Consider the following 19373-nt stretch of genomic DNA (forward strand, 5'->3'; position numbering starts at 1 on the left):
GCGCCGCCTATGGCATGGGGATTGCGATGAGCAACCCGTCCGGCACCAGCATCGACGAAAACGGCCCGGCGGCGACCGGCGCGCGCGCCGCGCCCAAGCGCAAGGCCGCGCCGCGCAAGCCCAAGATCGACGCCGATGCCCCCCGCGCCAACCGCTCGCGCGCGGTCGCCGAGCTGCTGCCCGCGATCGGCGGCGCCGCGTTCCGCCGCTTCGGCTTCGTCCAGTCCTCGGTCGTCAGCCGCTGGCCCGAGATCGTCGGCGAACGATTCGCCGGCGTCAGCACGCCCGAATCGATCCGCTTCCCGATGGGGCAGAAACAGGACGGCGTCCTCACGCTGACCGTCCGCGGCGCGCATGCGCCGATGATGCAGCACGTCATCCCCGAGATCACCGAGCGCGTGAACCGCTTCTTCGGCTATGCCGCGGTCGCGCGCATCACGATCCGCCAGGGGGAGGTCGCCCGCCCCCGCGTCAAGGCCGCGCCGCCCGCGATCAGGACGGTGCCCGCCGACCTCGGACAGAGCCTGAAGGGGATCGCGGATCCCGAGCTGCGCGCGGTCCTCGAATCACTAGCCGCCGGCGTCGCCTCGACGAACGGCCTTCCCAGGATCAGCTGAATGCGCCTTCTCTTCGCGTTTCTCGGTTTCGTTCTCCTCACCGCCGCCACGCCAGCGCAGAAGGCGCCCCCCGTCGCCAGGACCGCGAGCGGCACCTATGTGCTCGGCAGCCCGACCGCGCGCGTGAAGCTCGTCGAATATGCGAGCTACACCTGTTCGCACTGCGCCGATTTCTCGACGCAGTCGCAGGCGGTGCTCAAGGGCCGGATGATCGCCTCGGGTTCGACCAGCCTCGAATTCCGCCACATGATCCGCGACCGGCTCGATCTCGCCGCGGCGGTGCTCGCGCGCTGCACCGGCCCGCGCGGCTTCTTCCCGACCTCCGCCGCGATCTTCGCCGCGCAGCCCGTCTGGCTCAAGCGCGGGATCGAGTTCCAGGAGGTGAACGCCGCGCGCATCGGCCTCTACCCGCGTCCCGCGCAGCTCAGGGCCTATGCCGATGGCGCGGGGCTGACCGATCTGGTCAAGGCGCGCGGGCTGTCGTCCGCCGCGATCGACGCGTGCTTCGCGGACGGTGCGGAGGTCGACCGGATCCTCGCGATCACCGCCGCCGCGCCCGCCGAAGTCGATTCGACGCCGTCCTTCTTCATCAATGGCAAGATCGTGCCGCATGGCGGCTGGGCCCAGCTCGAACCCGCGCTGCGCACCGCCGGCGCCCGTTAATTTCGTTGGAGTATCACCGCATGAAGCTCGTATCCGCCCTCGCCGTCCTGCCGCTCGCGCTCGCCGCATGTTCGGGTGGCGACACGTCGAACACCACGCAGGCCGCAGCCCCCGTCGCCGCGGCGACCGCACCCGCCGGCCAGAACTGGGCCGAGACCGTCGTCAAGACGCCCGAAGGCTATTTGATGGGCAACCCCAACGCCCCGATCAAGCTCGTCGAATATGGCGCGCGCTCGTGCCCGACCTGCGGCGCGTTTGGCCGCGAGGCGTACAAGCCGCTCACCGAGACCTATGTCTCGACCGGCAAGGTCAGCTTCGAATTCCGCGACTTCCTCGTCCACGGCGCGCCCGACGTCGCGCTGACATTGCTCGGCCAGTGCGGCGGCACCGCGCCGTTCTTCCCGATCCTCGAGCAGATGTACCAGAACCAGAACGCGTTCCTCGACAAGCTCCAGACGATGCCCGCCGCGCTGCAGCAGAGCCTCGCCAACCTGCCCCCGACCGCGGTCGCCACCAAGCTCGCCGAGCACATGGGCGCGATCGACTTCGTCAAGCAGCGCGGCATCCCCGAGGCCAAGGCGCGCGCCTGCCTCGCCGACCAGAAGCAGCTCGAGGTCATGGCCAAGCCGACCGAAGACGCGATGCAGTCGGGCACGGTCACCGGCACGCCGACCTTCCTGCTCAACGGCAAGAAGCTCGAGAACGTGCTGTCGTGGAGCGAGATGGAAAAGGCGCTCAAGGCCGCCGGCGCCTGACCCCGATACTGCGCTGACGATCCTCCCCCGCCAGGGGGAGGTGGCAGGCGCAGCCTGACGGAGGGGGCGGACGCGGAACAAGGGTTTTCCTTCCCTCCCCTTCGTCACTCTCGCCCCCCGGCGGGGAACGATCGCCAGGACCCAAAACCTCCACCGCAGATATCCCCTCGGCACAACCCGCCGGCTGAGCTACCGTCGCCACCCCAGGGGAGAGCGCGCGCCGTGCAGATCAAACGCCTCCGCATCACCGGGTTCAAGAGCTTCGTCGAACCCGCCGACCTCCGGATCGAACCCGGGCTGACCGGCGTCGTCGGGCCGAACGGCTGCGGCAAGTCGAACCTGCTCGAGGCGCTCCGCTGGACGATGGGCGAGGCCAGCGCCAAGTCGCTGCGCGGATCGGGGATGGAGGACGTCATCTTCGCGGGCACCGCGACGCGCCCGCCGCGCGATTTCGCCGAGGTCTCGATCCTCGCCGAGATCGCCGGGCCGACGGGGGTCGACGAATGCGAGGTGGTCCGCCGGATCGAACGCGGCGCGGGTTCCGCCTACCGGATCGACGGCCGCGACGTCCGCGCGAAGGATGTCGGCCTGCTCTTCGCCGATGCCGCGACCGGCGCGCACAGCCCCGCGCTGGTCAGCCAGGGCCGGATCGGCGCGGTGATCGCCGCCAAACCCGCCGATCGCCGTGCGATGCTCGAGGATGCGGCGGGGATCGCCGGGCTGCACGTCCGCCGCAAGGACGCCGAGGCCAGGCTGCGCGCGACCGAGGCCAATCTCGCCAGGCTCGACGCGGTGATCGCCGACCAGGACGCGCGCGTCGCCGCGCTCAGGCGCCAGGCGCGCGCCGCCGACCGCTATCGACAGCTTTCCACGCAGATCCGCGTCGCCGAAGCCAGGCTGGTCTTCGCGCGCTGGCACGAGGCCGCGGCCGCCGCGGATGCCGCGCGGCTGGCCGCGGCGGTCGCCGATGCGCGCGTGTCCGACGCCGCGGCGGTCGAGCGGACCACCGCCGCAAACCGGCTCGACGCGGCCGCGGCGGTCGCCTCCGCGCGCAGCGCAGCGCTCGCCGCGCGCGACACCGCCACCGAGACGGGGCACGCGCTCGCAAGCCTGCGCACCGAACGCGCCGCGATCGACCGGCAGCTGACCGGGCTTGCCGACGCACGCCGCCGGATCGCGGAGGACCGCGCGCGCGAGGGCAGTCTCGCGCGCGATGCCGCCGATGCGCTCGCGCGGCTCGCGGACGAGACCACCGCACTCGATGCCGCGATCACGCAGGCTACCGCTGCGGTGCCCGCGCTCGACGCCGCGCAGGTCGAGGCCGAACGGCGCGCGCGCGATGCCGAGGTCGCGCTCGCGCAGGCGATGACGCGTCATGCGGGCGACGCCGCCGAGACGCGCGTCGCCGCCGCCGCGCTCGCCGCCGCCGGCGCGCGCGCCGATCGTGCGGCACGCGACGCGGCGCAACTCGGCGCAGCGCGCGCCGCGCTCGGCGATGCCGCCCCGATCGAGGCCGAGCGCGACGCCGCCGCCGCTGCGCGTCTGGCGGCAATCGAGGAGGCCGCCGCGGCGCGTCACGCGCTCGGGCAGGCGGAAACCGACGAGCGCGACGCGATCGCCGCGCGCGATGCCGCCGAGTCCGCGCGCGCGACCGCCCGCGCGGACCTCACCGCGATCGACAGCGAGGCGGCCGCGCTCACCCGTGCGACGCAGCGCAGCGGTCGCGACCGCCTGCTCGACCACGTCACCGCCACCCCCGGCCACGAACGCGCGCTCGCCGCTGCGCTCGGCGACGATCTCGACACGCCGCACGCCGCGTGGACGGGCGCCACGCCGCGCGCCGACGACCCGACCGCACCCCCGGGTGCGACGCCGCTCGCCACCCAGGTCGACGCGCCCGCGGTGCTCGCGCGACGGCTCGCGCAGGTCTTCGTCACCGAAGTCGACGAGGGCGGCCCGCTCGCGGTCGGCCAGCGGCTCGTCACGCGCGACGGCACGCTGCGGCGCTGGGACGGGTTCGTCGCGACCGGCAGCGGCGCCGCCGCGGCCGAGCGGCTCGAACGGCTCAACCGGCTGCACGCCCTGCAGGCCGCGCGCCCCGCCGCGGCCGACGCGGTCGCGACGCGCGACGCCGAACGGAGCGCGATCGATCATGACATCGCCGCCGCCCGCCGCGCCGCGCAGGACGCGCGGACGCGTCTTGGCGCGGCGGAGACGCGCGTCCGCGATGCGCAACGCACCGAGGACCGCGCCGCCGCCGCGCTCGAACGGCTCGTCGGGCAGCGCGCCGATCTCGACCTGCGCGCGCACCGCATCGACACCGAACAGGACGCCGCGCGCGCCGAACAGCGCGCGGCCGACGCCGCGGTCGCCGCGCTGCCCGACGCCCGCGCCAGCGCCGACGCGGTCGCCGGGCTCCACCGCACCGCCGAGGCGTGCCGCACCGCGGTCGCGCAGGCGCGCGGCGCACGCGGCGCGCTCGACCGCAGCCGCGCTACCGACCGCGAACGCCTCGCCGCGGCGCAGGCCGACATCCGCAGCTGGCGCGCACGCGCCGGCGAGGCGGCCAAGCGGATCGGCGCGATGGACGGGCGCGAGGTCGACCTCGCGCGCGATGCCGACCGGATCGCGGATCGCCCCGCCGCGCTCGATCGCCAGCTCGCCGCGCTCGATGCGGACAATGCCGCCGCGCGCGCGACCGCCGATACGCTTCACGCCGCCGAACAGGCCGCAGACGCCGCGCTGCGCACCGCCGAGGACGGCCAGCGTCTCGCCGCCGAGACGCTCGCCACCGCGCGCGAGAACCGTGTCGCCGCGGCCACGCGCGCGGACAATCACGAGCAGCGCCGGATCGAGGCGGGACGCGTCTCGGGTCAACGGTTCGAATGCCCCGCGCCGCTGCTTCCCGAGCGTCTCGGCTTCGCCGCCGCCGATGTCCGATCGCCGGAGGACGAGACGCGCGGGTTCGAACGGCTCACGACCGAGCGCGAGCGGATCGGCGCGGTCAACCTCATGGCCGATCGCGAACTGGCAGAGCTCGAATCCGCATCGGGCGGCAACGCCGCCGAACGCGCCGAGCTGGGCGAGGCGGTCCAGCGGTTGCGCGGCTCGATCGGCACGCTCAACCGTGAAGGCCGCCAGCGGCTGCTGACCGCCTTCGCCGCGGTCAACGATCATTTCCAGCGGCTGTTCGGGACGTTGTTCGACGGCGGCGCGGCGCATCTCGACCTTGTCGATTCGGACGATCCGCTCGAGGCGGGTCTCGAGATCCTCGCGCAGCCGCCCGGCAAGCGGCTGCAATCGCTGACATTGCTGTCGGGTGGCGAACAGGCGCTCACCGCCGTCGCGCTGATCTTCGCGCTGTTCCTCACCAATCCCGCGCCGATCTGCGTGCTCGACGAGGTCGACGCCCCGCTCGACGACGCCAATATCGACCGGTTCTGCGCGCTGCTCGACCGGATGGCGCGCGACACCGCGACGCGGTACCTCGTCGTCACGCACAACGCCGTCACGATGAGCCGCATGCACCGGCTGTTCGGCGTCACGATGATCGAGCCCGGCGTCAGCCGCCTCGTCTCGGTCGACCTCCAGGCCGCGACCGGTCTCGTCGCGGTGGCGTGATCGCGGTGGCGTGATTGCGGCCGCACCCGGATTCTTCCCAAACCCCGCCGACCTGCGATATGCTCGCGCGATGTTCCTCGACGACTCGACGATCTGGCCGCGCAAGGACGACCTGCCGCCGCGCAAGCCGGTCTTTCGCCATGAACGCGCGCTCAGCCGCCTGCTGCTCGGCTATGCACTCGCGTTGCTGCTCCTGCCGATCAGCCTTGGCAGTTTCGTCGATGCGATCCGCTATGTGATCGGGTTATTCGACTAATCACAATAGGTTGATCCCGATCAATCGACAGCGTGCCTTCCGGAACGTAATGCGAACGGATGGCGCAGCTCGACACCCGCGAGAAACTCGAGATCCTCGCCGATGCGGCGAAATACGATGCGTCCTGCGCCTCGTCGGGCACCGCCAAGCGCAATTCGAAGGACGGCAAGGGGCTCGGCTCGACCGAGGGGATGGGGATCTGCCACGCCTATGCGCCCGACGGCCGCTGTATCTCGCTGCTCAAGATCCTGCTGACCAACAGCTGCATCTTCGACTGCCATTACTGCATCAACCGCAAGAGCTCGAACGTCCGCCGCGCGCGCTTCACCGCGAAGGAGGTCGTCGACCTGACGATCGCCTTCTACAAGCGCAACTACATCGAGGGGCTGTTCCTCTCCTCGGGGATCATCGCCTCGTCCAACTACACGATGGAGCAGATGGTCGAGGTCGCGCGCAGCTTGCGCGAGGATCATCATTTCCGCGGCTATATTCACCTCAAGACGATCCCCGACGCCGATCCCGAGCTCGTCCACCAGGCGGGGCTCTATGCCGATCGCCTGTCGATCAACGTCGAGCTGCCGACCGCCGGCGGATTGAAGCGGCTCGCCCCCGAAAAGGACGGCGTCCGGATCGAGACCGCGATGCGCGAGGTCAAGGCATCGATCGTCGACGGCAAGGACGCCAAGGCCAAGTACAAGTCCGCGCCACGCTATGCCCCCGCGGGCCAGTCGACGCAGATGATCGTCGGCGCCGACGCCGCGACCGATGGCGACATCGTGCGCAAGGCCTCGACGCTCTACGACCGGTTCGGTCTGCGCCGCGTCTATTATTCGGCGTTCAGCCCGATCCCCGATGCGAGCGCGGTGCTCCCGCTGCAACGCCCGCCGCTGATGCGCGAGCATCGGCTCTACCAGTCCGACTGGCTGATGCGCTTCTACGAGTTCCAGCCGCACGAGGTGGTCGCCGCCGCGGACGATGCGACGGGCATGCTCCCGCTCGACATCGACCCCAAGCTTGCCTGGGCGCTCAAGTTCCGCGGCGCGTTCCCCGTCGACGTCAACCGCGCGCCGCGCGAGATGCTGCTCCGCGTCCCCGGGCTTGGCGTGAAGGCGGTCAACGGCATCCTCACCAGCCGCCGCTGGCGCCGGCTCCATCTCGCCGACGTCGCGCGGCTGACGGTGTCGGTCGCCAAGCTGCGCCCGTTCATCATCGCCGAAGACTGGCGTCCGGTCGCGCTGTCGGACCGCGCCGAGCTTCGCCCGATCGTCGCGCCGAAGCCGCGCCAGATGGAAATGTTCGGCTGACGCCGCCGTCCACCGCGCTCGCGAGAAGGATTCCGATTGCCCCATTTCCTCGTCGCCGAAAGCGAGACCGCGGATCAGCGCGACGCGCGTCGCCGTCACGCGGGCAAGAGCTCGGGCGAAACCTACGCCGCGACGCTCGAACAGCTTCGTCCCGATGCGCGGATCACGATCGTCGCGCCCGCCGACGATGATGCGGGCCAGTTCGACGCGGCGGCGTTGCGCGCGTTCGATGCGGTGTTCGTCACCGGATCGCCGCTCCACGTCTATGACGACACCCCCCGGTCCGCCGCCAGCTCGCGTTCATGCGCGCGGTATTCGCTTCGGGCACGCCGTCGTTCGGATCCTGCGCCGGGCTGCAGCTCGCGGTCGCCGCGGCGGGCGGCCGCGTGCGCAAGATGCCCGAGCGGATCGAGGCGGGCGTCGCGCGCCGGATCACCGCCACCGCCGACGGCCGTACGCACCCGCTGCTCGCGGGTCGGGCACCGAGCTGGGATGCGCCCGCAATTCACGGCGACGAGGTCGAGCAGCTTCCCGACGACGCGACCTTGCTCGCGAGCAATGCGGTGACCAGCATCCAGGCGGCGGAGATCCGCCATGACGGCGGCGTCTTCTGGGGTGTCCAATATCACCCCGAGCTCGCCCCGCGCGAGATCGCGATCGCGTTGCGGCGGCAGGCCGACGATCTCATCGAAGCGGGGTTGGCCGAAACGTCGGACGATGTCGAACGCCGCGCCGCCGAGCTCGACGCGCTGCATGACTCGCCCGACCGCCGGTCGCTGCTATGGGCGCTGGGGGTCGACCGCGAATTCGCGCACGAGGCCAGCCGCCGCCTCGAACTGACCAATTTTCTCGATCATTTCACGCCGAGCCGCGCGCGCGACGCGGGAGCGGATTAACGCGGCGCGAGCCGCCGGAACGTGTCGACCACTACAGCGTCGTTCACCGGCTTGTTGAGGATGACCATCGGCGGCGCAAACGGAATGCAATCCTCGGGCGTCCCCGTCACGAAGATCACGGGCAGGTCGCCATACTGCGACAGGATGCGTTGAACGGCGGCGGGACCGGTGCCCTCGAGCAGCTTGACGTCGGACACGATGATGTCCGGACGGCGGTGCCGCGCCTGCTCGATCGCGGCATCCTGCGTATCCGCCTGCGCGATCGAGGTCGCACCAGCCTGCTCGATCAGGCAGATGATATGATCGGCGATCAGCCAGTCATCTTCGATTACGAGCGCATGGCACATTGGTGTTTCCCGGCATTACAGAGGCTTCCAACGAAGCGCCGCTCGCAACGGGCCCGATAAAAGCGGACCGGTCCTGTAAATAAGTTCATTCGGGCGTCACGCCCCTCCGTTCAGCGCACCGCGCCCCCCGCATCGGGGGCGATCGATGCGAACCAGTCGGCATAGGGCGTCGTACGTGCAAGATGCCGGTTCAGGTCGGGCGCGCCGTCGTGCCACCAGACGGGCCCGCGCTCGCCGAGCTGGCGCTTGGCCGCATCGACCGCGGCATGCGCGGCGCGCTCGCCCTCCGCATCGCCTGCCTTGCGCGTACGCGCCACGTCGCGGCGCGCGTCCATCAGCGCCGCGACAAATTCGCTTCGCGCCGCCTCGGACAGATCCGGGTTCGCCGTACGCCACAGCCGGCCTCGAACGACGATATAGCGGCCGTCGGGCGTCGAGAGCGGCGCGGGCTTCGCCATTCAGAGCGGCGCGTCGATCGTGAAGACGACGCCCGCCGGCGCATAGTCGATCTTCGCCGCGCCGCGCAGGTGCTGCGCCAGCACGCGTTCGATCATCCGCGACCCGAACCCCGTCCGCGTTGGCGGCGTCACGACGGGGCCGTTCTCCTCCTCCCACCGGAAGGCCAGCCGCCGGCCCTGGTCGCCGACCACGATCCGCCATGCGATCGTCACATGCCCGCTCGCGACCGACAGCGCGCCATATTTGCTCGCATTGGTCGCGAGCTCGTGAAGCGCCATCGACAGCGCGAGCGTCACGCGCGGCTCGAGCGACACCACCGGCCCCGCGATCGTGAACAGCCGCCCCCGGCCATCGTCGAACGGCGCCATCACCCCCGCGACGATGTCGCCCATCGTCGCGCCCGCCACCTCGTCGCGCAGCAACAGGTCGTGCGCGACCGCGAGCGACCCGATCCGTGCGCCGATCGTGTCGCGCGCCTCGTCCATCGATCCGGCATCGCGCAGCGTCTGATTGACGATCGCGCTGACCGTCGCGAGCGTATTCTTGACGCGGTGTGTCAGCTCCCCCGCGAGCAGCGCGCGGTGCTCCTCGACGCGCTTGCGCTCGGTGATGTCGGTCGAGAAGCCCGTCATCGACAACGGCGTCCCGTCCGCGCGCTGCAACAGCTCGCCGCGGATCGCAACCCAGCGAACCTCGTCGCCGGGCGTCACGATCCGGTATTCGATGTCATAGTCGCTGCCGTCGCGCAGCGTCGCCGCGATCGCATCCAGCACGCGCGCCAGGTCCTCGGGATGGATCGCCGCCTGGAACTCGTCATAGCCGAATACCGCATCGGCATCGCGACCGAACACCGCCTTGCATCCCGCAGACGCGTTGAGCAGCTGCGCGCGCGGTTCGAACGTCCATGCGCCCAGCCGCCCCGCACGGAGCGCGAACGCGAGTTGCGCCGCGCTGTCCGCCAGCCGCGCCTGTGCGTCCGCGGCATCCGCCTCGAGCGCCTTGTGCTCGGCGATCAGCTGGACGAGCCGGTCGCGTTCGAGCGTCACGTCGTGCTGCGACGCGATGAAATACCGCGCCGTGCCCGCAGCATCGAACACCGGCGCGACCAGCAGCCGGTTCCAGAACGCGCTGCCGTCCTTGCGGTGGTTGAGCAGGTCGATCTCGATCCGCGTCTCGCACGCCACCGCGTCGCGCAGTGCGCCGACATCGCGCGGATCGGTGAGCGGGCCCTGCAGGAACCGGCAATTGCGCCCGACCACCTCGTCGCGGCGATAGCCGGTCAGTCGCTCGAACGCCGCGTTGACGTAGATGATCGGATTGTCGTCGAGCGCAGGATCGCTGATCGCCATCGCAAGGTTCGAATCCTCGAACCCCGCGACGAACGGATCGGTCCGGTCGAGCGACTGCTCGAACGCGGCAACGGCGCACGCATGCACCATCGCGCCATCGGCCTGCCGCAGCGGCGAACGGTTCTCACTCTGTTCCAAATCGATCCGATTGCTACCGATAGTGTCCGCGCGTCGCAAGTCCCTGATACCGTACAGAGCTTTGGTCGGACGCCCGCGCGTACCGTGCGCAGGCGACGATGCGGGGCGCGACACCGGGCGAGACAGGGGCACGACAGCGAAATCTGGGCGTGGATCTGACCCGATGCGCGATGTCGCACGTTCAATAGGTATGACATCACGACCCTTACGCGCCCGGCCCTCGCTTGCCCGGCATGCGCTTGGTGCCGCCGCGGTGCTGCTGCTCGTCCCGACGGCCCCCGCCCCGGCAGCCATCGCCGCGGCGACTGCCCAGAAAAAGGCGACCGCGCGCGCCAAACCGCCCGCCGCCAAGAGCAGTGCGCCAAGCCTCCCCGCGATCGAGGGCGGAACCGCGGTGATCGACAAGCAGGCGGTCACCGACGCACCCGCGCGCGCGCTTTATGCGAAGACGGGCTGGCACGCTCTCTGGTCGGCGGGCAACGCCGCGGCGCTCGACCGGATCCTCGCCGACCGCGCGCGTCACGGGCTCGACCGCGTCGCGTTCCTGCCCGAGCAGGACTCGGGCGTTTCCGGCGGCAGCGCGGCGGCGGACGAGGATATCGCGCGGACGCGCGCCGCGCTCGACTATGCCGCGGCGCTCGCACAGGGGCGCGTCGATCCGGCGACGCTGCACGACGTCTACACGCTGCCGCGTCCCAAGGTCGATCTCGTCGCGGGCCTCGCGCGCGCACTGGCGGCGAACGCGCTGCCCGCCTGGTTCGACGGCCTCGCGCCGCAGGATGCGGACTATGCCGCGCTGTCCGCCGCCTATCTCGCGTTCAGCGCAAAGGCTGCGGTCGCCTCCCCCACCATCGCGATCCCGTCGGGCGTGATCCGCGTCGGCATGCGCGATCCGCGCGTCGCGACGATCGTCGAGCAGCTGGTCGAGAGCGGCTACACGATCGCCGCGCCCGATATCGCCGCGCCCCCGCCGCCCGGCCAGACCGCCGCCCCGACGCTCTACACGCAGGCACTCGCCGACGCGGTGAAGGGGTTGCAGACCGATTACGGCATTGCCGCCGACGGCGTCGTCGGTCCCGACACGCTCAAGGTCCTCAACCTCGGCGCGGGCGACCGGGCACGCTCGCTCGCGGTCGGGCTCGAGCGGCGGCGCTGGCTCGCACGCACCGCGCCCGCGACGCGGATCGACGTCAACACCGCCTCGGCGCAGCTTCGCTACTACCGCGACGGCGTGCTCGTCGATCAGCGCAAGGTCATCGTTGGCGAACCCGGCCGCGAGACTCCCGGGCTCTCGTCCCCGATCTATCGCCTCGTCGCCAACCCGACCTGGACCGTGCCCAAGTCGATCCAGAACGGCGAAATGGCCAATGTCGGTCCCGACTATCTGGCCGAGCACAACATGGTGATCCGCGACGGCTGGATCGTCCAGCAGCCGGGGCCGAGCAACGCGCTGGGGCTCGTCAAGTTCGACATGGCGAACGACCAGGCGATCTATCTCCATGACACGTCGGCGCCCGGGCTGTTCGATCGCAGCCAGCGACATCTCAGCCACGGCTGCGTCCGCGTCGAGGATGCGTCGGGATTCGCACAGATGCTCGCGGACGATGCGGGTGTCGCCGACGCATGGCAGACCGCGCAGATGTCGGGCGAGATGACGTTCGTCCCGCTGCCGACGCGCATCCCTGTCCGGCTGCTCTATCACAACGTCTATGTCGGCGATGACGGCCGCGTCGCGTTCCGCACCGATCCTTACGGCTGGAACGACCCGGTCGCCGAACGTCTGGGCTTCGCGCGCGCCGCCGCCAATCGTGCCGAGGCCAAGGCGATCGATATCGGCCCGTGAGCGTGCGCCCCTGAGGCTCCGGCGACCCTAGCGATAGGTCATCCCGCGTTCGAGCCCGCGCAGCTCGGCCAGCCCGCGCAACCGGCCGATCAGCGAATAGCCCGGGTTGGTCGTCTTGGTCAGGTCGTCGACCATCTGGTGGCCGTGATCGGGGCGCATCGGCAGCGACTGCCCGGTGCGCGCCTGCAACGCGACGATCTCGGCCATGATCGCGGGCATGTCGGCATCGCCCTCGAGGTGCGGCGCCTCGTGGAACGCGCCATCGGGCTCGCGCTGGACCGAGCGGAGGTGGAGGAAGCCGATCCGGTCGCCGAGCCGTCGGACCATCCCGGGCAGGTCGTTGTCCGCGCGCACGCCGAACGATCCGCTGCAGAAGCACAGCCCGTTCGCGGGCGACGGCACCGCGTCGAACAGCGCGGCGACGTCCGCCTCGGTGCTGACGACGCGCGGCAGTCCGAACAGCGGAAAGGGCGGATCGTCGGGATGGACGACCAGCCGGATCCCCTCCGCCTCCGCGACCGGGCACACCGCCTCGAGAAACGCGACATGGCTCGCGCGCAGCCGCTCGCTGTCGATATCCGCATAGGTCGCGATACAGTCGAGCAGTTCGGGCGAGCTGAAACTCTCCTCGCTGCCCGGCAGCCCGGCGATGATCGTCCGCTCGAGCGTGACGCGCGCGGCCTCGTCCATCGCGGCGAAGCGCTGCTCCGCCCTTGCGACGACGGCCGCGTCATAGTCGCTCGCCGCACCGGGACGCCGCAGCATGTGGATGTCGTACGCCGCCAGCGCCTCGAGCTCGAACCGCAACGCGCGCGCGCCGTCGGGCAGCGACCACGCCAGATCGGTCCGCGTCCAGTCGAGCAGCGGCATGAAATTATACGTGACGACGTCGATCCCGTGCGCTGCCAAGTTGCGCAAGCTCGCGACATAGGCCTCGATCAGCCGATCCCAGTCGCGACCGCGCGTCTTGAGCCCTTCGTCGACCGGCAGGCTTTCGACGACCTTCCAGTCGAGCCCCGCCGCTTCGATGATCCGGCGCCGCTCGGCGATCGCCGCCTCGCTCCAGACCGCGCCGTTCGGCACCTCGTGCAGCGCGGTGACGACGCCGGTCGCACCCGCCTGCCGTATCGCGCCGAGCCCGACCGGGTCGTTCGGGCCGAACCACCGCATGGTCTGGGTCATTCTCATTGATCGTCTTCCTGCTGTCGATGCGCGCCTGTCGCCATGCGCGTCTTATAGCATAGCAGGCTGATTTGGCATGACACTTGTCAATTTTCTGACTGGCCAATTTGTTATCTTGATTGACTCCGCGTCGGCGGGCCCCTCCCCCGCTGATCCCCGCCGCACGCTTGCCGATACGGTCGTCGGGCCGCCACCGGCCGCCCGACGACATCGCGCTCGCCTAGAAGGTCCCGCGCAGGCCGATCAGGAACTGGCGTCCCGGCTTGTACTGCGTGAACGTCGCGTTCTCGAACTGGAAATAGGAGCGCAGCGTCGCATCGGTGAAGTTCGCCACGTTGATCGTCAGCTGCGGCGCGCCCGCAATCCCGAAGATCTTGTCGAGGTCGAACGACGACGAGAAGTCGTAGGTCGTATAGTCCGTCCCGAACAATGCCGCCGACGGGATGCCGTTCTGCGCCGCGCCGCTGTTCTGCGCACCCTCCCGCGACGTCGTCGCGACGCGCAGCATCACGCCGTTCTTTTCGTAGAAGCCGGTGATGTTGTACGTGAACGGCGACACGCCGAACGCGGTGGCGGGGCCGTCGCTGCGCTGGTCGACGATCGTCGCGTTGGCGTTGAAGCCGAAGCCCGTGACGCCGATCATCCGCGTCAGGAAATCGAGCGGCTGGACCCACTGGAATTCCAGCCCGTTGATCGTCAGCTTGTTGGGGACGTTGACCTGCGACGTCACCTGCACCTGCGCGACGGTCGGACCGCCACGCGAGTTCAGCGCGATCTGCTGCGTCGGGTTCAGCGTGTCGTAGGTGATGCCGTATTGCGCGAGTTCGGCGAACGCGACCGTGTTGATCGCGGTGTTGGTGAAGCCCTCGATCGACTTGCGGAACGCGTTGAAGCTGATCACGCCCTCGCGGCCGGTATAATATTCGAAACCGAGGTCGAGGTTGGTCGACAGATAGGGCTCGAGCGCGGGGTTGCCGATGCTCGCCTGATCCGCCGAGGGTGCGCCGAAATTGACGCCGGGCAGCTGTGCCGACGGATCGGGGCGCGTCAGCGTCCGCGACCCGGCGACGCGAACGACCGCCTGCTCGCTCAGATCATAGGCGAAGGTCGCCGCGGGCAGCCATTCGGAATAGGCGTTGCGCGTCGACACCATGCTGACGATGTTGGGATAGCGGCTGCCATCGGGCAGGCTGCCGCCGGCCGCGGGCGTGTTGCGCGGATCGGGAAGCGAGACGCGCCCGGTGATCTGCTGGATCGTGTTGACGTAACGCAGCCCGAGGTTGAAGCGCAGCATGTTGCCGCCCAGCTCCTGCGCGCCGTTGACCGTGGCGAACGCCGACTTGACGATCTCGCGGATCAGGCCGCCGCTCGCACCCGTGTTGGCGCCGCCGCTGTCAGGCGCGCTGTCGTGGAAGGACTGATAGTTGGTCGCCGCGGCGAACGCCGGCCAGTCGACCGTGACGAACCCCGCAGGCCCCGGCGTCAGATAGCCCGGCGCTGCGGCATTGGGCACGAGCGACCCGCCATAGGACAAAGGACCGGCGACGTCCGTGGTCGCCCCCGTCCCCAGACCCGGATAGGTCGGATACCCCGCGGGCACGACGCCCGGCGCGTTCAGCCCTTCGCAGGGCGGCTGCGTATTGGGCGACGGGACGAACACGCTCGGATTGTTGCCGCAGACCGCATTCTGCCACGCCTGGCTGTTGTCGAACCCGCGGATCCGCCGCGACACGTCGTCGAACGCGCCGCCGACCTTGATGTTGAGCGCCTTGTCGCCCCAGGTCAGGTCGCCGCGCGCGCCCTTGCTCTTGTTGAGCCGGCGCTCGTCGGAGATGTTGACGCGGCTCCCGGGATTCCACCCGAAATTCGCCGGATCGTTGAGGTCGAGGCCGCTCGTGATCGTCGGCATCCCGCCGGTGTTCGAATAGGTCACCGTATTGCCCACGCCCAGCGGGGTCGTCATGCCGACCGTCGGGCTTTCGCGGTGGAAGGTCGATCGCGCATAATTGCCCTGCAGCGAGGCCTTGAGCGTCGGCGAGATTTCCCATTCGCCCCCCGGATTGACGCTGAACAGCTTGGTCGTCTCGGTATAGGGGCGGAATTCGTTGAAGAACTGCGCGTTGGCGAACGTGCCGCCGGTCACCACGCATCCGACCGTGCAATCGGCCTTGTCGAACGTCAGGTTGGTCGGGATCACCGCGCCGTTGCGCACGATCCACGCCATGTTCTCGCGGATCAGCTCGTTCTTCTTGTAGCCGTACAGACCGTCGATGTAGAAATGCAGCGTGTCGGTCGGCTGCCATTCGGTGCTGACGATCGCGTTGATGCGGTCGCGCGGGCCGCGGATGCTGGTGGTGCGCCCGAGGCGCGGCAGCAGCGCGTTGTCGATCTGCTGGATCGTCGCGCCGGGATTGTTCGCGAGCAGGAACGCGCGGTCGATCGGCGTGCCCGCGACCAGCCCGCCGCCGGCGCCCGCCGGCACTACCGCCGGGATCGTCCAGTTGCCGCCGCCCGTCGTGTTGCACCCGCTTGCGGCGCCGCACTGCGCCGCGGTCAGCGCGGGGTTGGTATAGCCGATCGTCTCGAACCCGCGCGTATCGGTGAACAGCCGCTGCGCCGACACGCCCGCCAGGATGCCGAAGCGTTCGGTGCGCCAGCTGCCGATCAGCGCGCCGCGCGCGCCGATCCGGTCCTCGGGCGACTGGCGCGTGCCCTGGACGTTATAGTTCAGGAACCCCGTCGCGCGGTCGAACGGCCGCGCCGACCGCAAGTCGATGTTACCCGCCGCGCCGCCTTCGAGAAGATCCGCGGTATAGCTCTTGTTGACCGTTAGCTTGGTGAACAATTCGGTCGGGAAGAAGCTGAGGTCGACCGAGCGGTCGGTGCCTTGCGCATCCGTCGCGCCCGACGATGCGACCGCGATCGTCGCGCCGTTCAGCGTCACGTTGGTGAAGTTCGACCCCAGCCCGCGGATCGCGACGTTGGTGCCCTCGCCCGTCACGTCGCGCGTGATCGTGATGCCGGGGATGCGGTTGAACGATTCGGCGATGTTCGTGTCGGGGAACTTGCCGATATCCTCGGCGAAGATCGAGATCGGTGAACCCCGTCGACGCGCGCTTCGCGTCGGTCGACTTGGCCAGGCTCGAGCGATAGCCGGTGACCACGATGTCCTCGGTGGGCGTCCCCTGCGTCGTGTCGGTCTGCGGCGCGGGCGGCGTCGCGGGGCCGTTGTCCTGACCATTTTCCGGCACCTGCTCCTGCGGCGGCGGGACCGTCTGCGCGCTCGCGGCCGACACGCACAGCGCGGCCAGCGTCGTCGCGCACAACAGCGCGCCGCGGGACAGATGCGGCAATGTCTTGCGGGCGGGCTTCGACTTGGACGTCATGATCGGGATCCTCTCTGGAACCTCGCTGCCGTGCGTTGGACAGGAGGCAAAATCGTCGGCGGCTGGTCGGAAAGTTCAGGGTAAGCGGGGTGGACGGCCGGGGGGCTGCACGAACCGATCAGGCCGCGCGCCGACGGTCATGACGCGGTCGCCCGGGGGCCCCGGGGGAATCGTCACGACACGCGGGCAACCGGCAGGAGCGATGCGCTCCCGCGTTGCGACTAGAAGAATTGCGTAGCACCCAAGTCATCCATCCCTCGTCATGCCTGCTTCACACAGATCGTTGATAGCGCTACCTCGGCGATAGTTGTCAGCAAGTCAATATGCTTTGGTTAGGCCAATTCGCCCCGACCTGTGAGGGCGCCTGCCGATGTGCGCGCTACCGTTTTGAGCGTCGTTACCATCCGGCAATCGCGTCCGGATCGAACACGGTCGCGTCGACGCGCCGAACGACCGCGGTGGATCGGCGCCCTTCCCTCTCGCCCGCATCCTGCTATCACTCCGACAAAAGCGTTGGAGAATGCAGATGATCGACACCCGAGTTGCAGGGCGAAAAGCAGGGCGACCCGCAGGCGGATCGCGTCGCGCCTTCCTCGTCAGCGCAGGCGCGCACGCGCTGATGGCGGGAACGATGCTGTCGACCGCGCGCCCTGCAGCGGCATTTGTCGCGGACAGTAGGGCGGCCATCCCGGCGGCCAGGCTGCGCGCCTTCGACCTCGCCGACGTTACCTTGTCAGACAGCCCGTTCCTGCATGCGCAGCACAAGACCGAGGCGTATCTGCTCGCGCTGCAACCCGACCGGCTGCTGCACAATTTCCGCGTCAACGCCGGGCTGAAACCGAAGGCGCCCGTCTATGGCGGGTGGGAATCCGATCCGCTCTGGGCGGACATCAACTGCCACGGCCACACGCTGGGGCATTATCTGTCGGGGTGTGCGCTCGCCTATCGCTCGACCGGCAAGCGCGAATACAAGCGCCGGATCGATCATATCGCGCGCGAACTCGCCGAATGTCAGCAGGCCGCGGGGTCGGGGCTCGTCTGCGCGTTCCCCGACGGCGCCGCCTTGCTCGCGACGCATCTGCGCGGCGATCCGATCACGGGCGTGCCCTGGTACACGCTGCACAAGGTCTTTGCGGGCCTCCGCGACGGCGCTTTGCTCGCGGACAGCGCACCGTCGCGCGCGGCGCTGTTGCGGTTCGCCGACTGGGCGGTGGTCGCGACGCGGTCGCTCGACGACGCGCAGTTCGAGACCATGCTCGAGACCGAACATGGCGGGATGAGCGAGATCTTCGCCGACCTCTACGTCATGACCGGCAACGCTGACTATCGCCGGACCGCGGAACGCTTCGCGCAGAAGGCGGTGCTGGCGCCGCTCGCCAAGGGTCGCGACACGCTCGACGGGCTGCACGCCAACACGCAACTGCCCAAGATCATCGGCTATCAGCGGCTGTGGGAGGTCACCGGAAAATCCGACTACCACGACGCGTCGCGCTTCTTCTGGCGGACGGTCGCGCTCACCCGGTCGTTCGCGACGGGCGGGCACGGCGACAACGAACATTTCTTCCCGGTCGCCGACTTCGCGTCGCATGTCTTCTCCGCCAAGGGATCGGAGACCTGCTGCCAGCACAACATGCTCAAGCTCACGCGCGCGCTGTTCCTGCACGATCCGCAGGTCGCCTATGCCGATTATTACGAGCGCACGCTCTACAACGGGATCCTCGCGTCGCAGGACCCCGACAGCGGGATGACCACCTATTTCCAGGGCGCGCGGCCGGGCTATATGAAGCTCTATCACAGCCCCGAAGACTCGTTCTGGTGCTGCACCGGCACGGGCATGGAAAACCACGTCAAATACCGCGACTCGATCTATTTCCACGACGACGACGCGCTCTACGTCAACCTGTTCATCCCCTCCGCGGTGACGTGGAAGGACAAGGCGGCGCGCGTCACGCAGACGACGCTGTTTCCCGACGTTCCGACGACGAGCTTGCGCTGGACATCCGCCCGCCCGACCGTCGCGACGATCAAGCTGCGCCATCCGCGATGGAGCCGCACCGCGATCGTCCTCGTCAACGGCACCGAGGCCGCGCGCTCGACCCGGCCCGGCAGCTATGTCGACGTCGCGCGCACCTGGCGCAGCGGCGACACGGTGGAACTACGGCTGGCGATGGACGTCGCGGTCCAGCGCAACCCGGTCGCCCCCGACATCGTCGCGTTCACCTATGGCCCGCTGGTCCTTGCCGGCGCGCTCGGTCGCGAGGGGCTGGCCCCAGGCGCAGACATCATCGTCAACGAACGCAAATACGGCGCGTATAACGACACCCCGTTCACCGCGCCGACGCTTCCCGCCATGCCGAACGACACCCCCGGCACGCTCACGCCCGGCACGCGTCCGCTCGAATTCACGACGCGATCCGCCGACAACCAGCCGGTCCGCCTGATCCCCTATCACCGCATCGCGCACGAACGCTACGCGACCTACTGGCAGCTCACCCCGCCCGTCTGACCGCGACCGGTCCGCGCGCGACCGGCGCGGCGGTGGATTGGATGCGTCGCG

Annotated in this window: 15 protein-coding genes; 9 read left to right on the forward strand and 6 right to left on the reverse strand. The window is 69.7% G+C overall.

Going from position 1 to position 19373, the window contains the following annotated elements; all coding sequences use genetic code 11:
* Positions 1 to 26: 26 nt before the first annotated feature.
* The 6 genes from QP165_RS08765 (at position 27) to QP165_RS08790 (ending at position 7216) form a co-directional block, all read left to right on the forward strand.
* Entirely contained in the window at positions 27 to 617 is a 591-nt protein-coding gene (locus QP165_RS08765) for a DUF721 domain-containing protein (protein ID WP_056018983.1), read from the forward strand.
* Complete coding sequence (locus tag QP165_RS08770) at positions 618 to 1280, forward strand: DsbA family protein (protein WP_333995214.1); 663 nt, start codon at positions 618 to 620, stop codon at positions 1278 to 1280. It begins immediately after the preceding gene.
* A 20-nt stretch (positions 1281 to 1300) separates the two neighbouring features.
* Positions 1301 to 2035: a thioredoxin domain-containing protein gene (locus tag QP165_RS08775; RefSeq protein ID WP_056017388.1), complete on the forward strand. Its 735-nt coding sequence runs from the start codon at positions 1301 to 1303 to the stop codon at positions 2033 to 2035.
* A 222-nt stretch (positions 2036 to 2257) separates the two neighbouring features.
* Positions 2258 to 5656: a chromosome segregation SMC family protein gene (locus QP165_RS08780; RefSeq protein ID WP_333995216.1), complete on the forward strand. Its 3399-nt coding sequence runs from the start codon at positions 2258 to 2260 to the stop codon at positions 5654 to 5656.
* Positions 5657 to 5726: 70 nt separating this feature from the next.
* Positions 5727 to 5912: a hypothetical protein gene (locus tag QP165_RS08785; RefSeq protein ID WP_056017394.1), complete on the forward strand. Its 186-nt coding sequence runs from the start codon at positions 5727 to 5729 to the stop codon at positions 5910 to 5912.
* A 59-nt stretch (positions 5913 to 5971) separates the two neighbouring features.
* Complete coding sequence (locus QP165_RS08790; RefSeq protein WP_056017397.1) at positions 5972 to 7216, forward strand: putative DNA modification/repair radical SAM protein; 1245 nt, start codon at positions 5972 to 5974, stop codon at positions 7214 to 7216.
* Between the two features lie 122 nt (positions 7217 to 7338).
* On the opposite strand, the gene QP165_RS08795 is transcribed toward QP165_RS08790, so the two are convergent.
* Positions 7339 to 7461 carry a hypothetical protein gene (locus QP165_RS08795; RefSeq protein ID WP_333995219.1) on the reverse strand — a complete coding sequence of 41 codons (123 nt, stop codon included), beginning with the start codon at positions 7459 to 7461 and terminating at the stop codon, positions 7339 to 7341.
* A gap of 57 nt (positions 7462 to 7518) precedes the next feature.
* Here QP165_RS08795 and QP165_RS08800 point away from each other — a divergent pair, with 57 nt between their 5' ends.
* Entirely contained in the window at positions 7519 to 8112 is a 594-nt protein-coding gene (locus QP165_RS08800) for a glutamine amidotransferase-related protein (protein WP_333995221.1), read from the forward strand.
* Here the strand turns inward: QP165_RS08800 and QP165_RS08805 are convergent.
* The 3 genes from QP165_RS08805 to QP165_RS08815 form a co-directional block, all read right to left on the reverse strand.
* Entirely contained in the window at positions 8109 to 8459 is a 351-nt protein-coding gene (locus tag QP165_RS08805; protein ID WP_056017403.1) for a response regulator, read from the reverse strand. The genes QP165_RS08800 and QP165_RS08805 overlap by 4 nt on opposite strands.
* A gap of 110 nt (positions 8460 to 8569) precedes the next feature.
* Positions 8570 to 8917 carry a hypothetical protein gene (locus tag QP165_RS08810; RefSeq protein WP_333995222.1) on the reverse strand — a complete coding sequence of 116 codons (348 nt, stop codon included), beginning with the start codon at positions 8915 to 8917 and terminating at the stop codon, positions 8570 to 8572.
* Entirely contained in the window at positions 8918 to 10405 is a 1488-nt protein-coding gene (locus QP165_RS08815) for a PAS domain-containing protein (RefSeq protein WP_333995224.1), read from the reverse strand.
* Positions 10406 to 10595: 190 nt separating this feature from the next.
* On the opposite strand from QP165_RS08815, the gene QP165_RS08820 reads away from it, so the two are divergent.
* Positions 10596 to 12248: a L,D-transpeptidase family protein gene (locus QP165_RS08820; RefSeq protein WP_333995226.1), complete on the forward strand. Its 1653-nt coding sequence runs from the start codon at positions 10596 to 10598 to the stop codon at positions 12246 to 12248.
* Positions 12249 to 12275: 27 nt separating this feature from the next.
* Here the strand turns inward: QP165_RS08820 and uxuA are convergent, their stop codons facing one another.
* Positions 12276 to 13430, reverse strand: coding sequence for a mannonate dehydratase (gene uxuA, locus QP165_RS08825; RefSeq protein WP_333995228.1), 1155 nt, complete (start codon positions 13428 to 13430; stop codon positions 12276 to 12278).
* Between the two features lie 220 nt (positions 13431 to 13650).
* On the reverse strand, positions 13651 to 16671 hold the full coding sequence (locus tag QP165_RS08830; RefSeq protein WP_333995230.1) for a TonB-dependent receptor: 3021 nt from the start codon (positions 16669 to 16671) through the stop codon (positions 13651 to 13653).
* A 671-nt stretch (positions 16672 to 17342) separates the two neighbouring features.
* Between QP165_RS08830 and QP165_RS08835 the strand changes: the two genes are divergently transcribed.
* Positions 17343 to 19322: a beta-L-arabinofuranosidase domain-containing protein gene (locus tag QP165_RS08835; protein WP_333995232.1), complete on the forward strand. Its 1980-nt coding sequence runs from the start codon at positions 17343 to 17345 to the stop codon at positions 19320 to 19322.
* The last annotated feature ends 51 nt before the right edge of the window (positions 19323 to 19373 follow it).

The sequence above is a fragment of the Sphingomonas sp. 22R3R2A-7 genome (assembly GCF_036856055.1).
Classification (GTDB): Bacteria; Pseudomonadota; Alphaproteobacteria; order Sphingomonadales; family Sphingomonadaceae; genus Sphingomonas.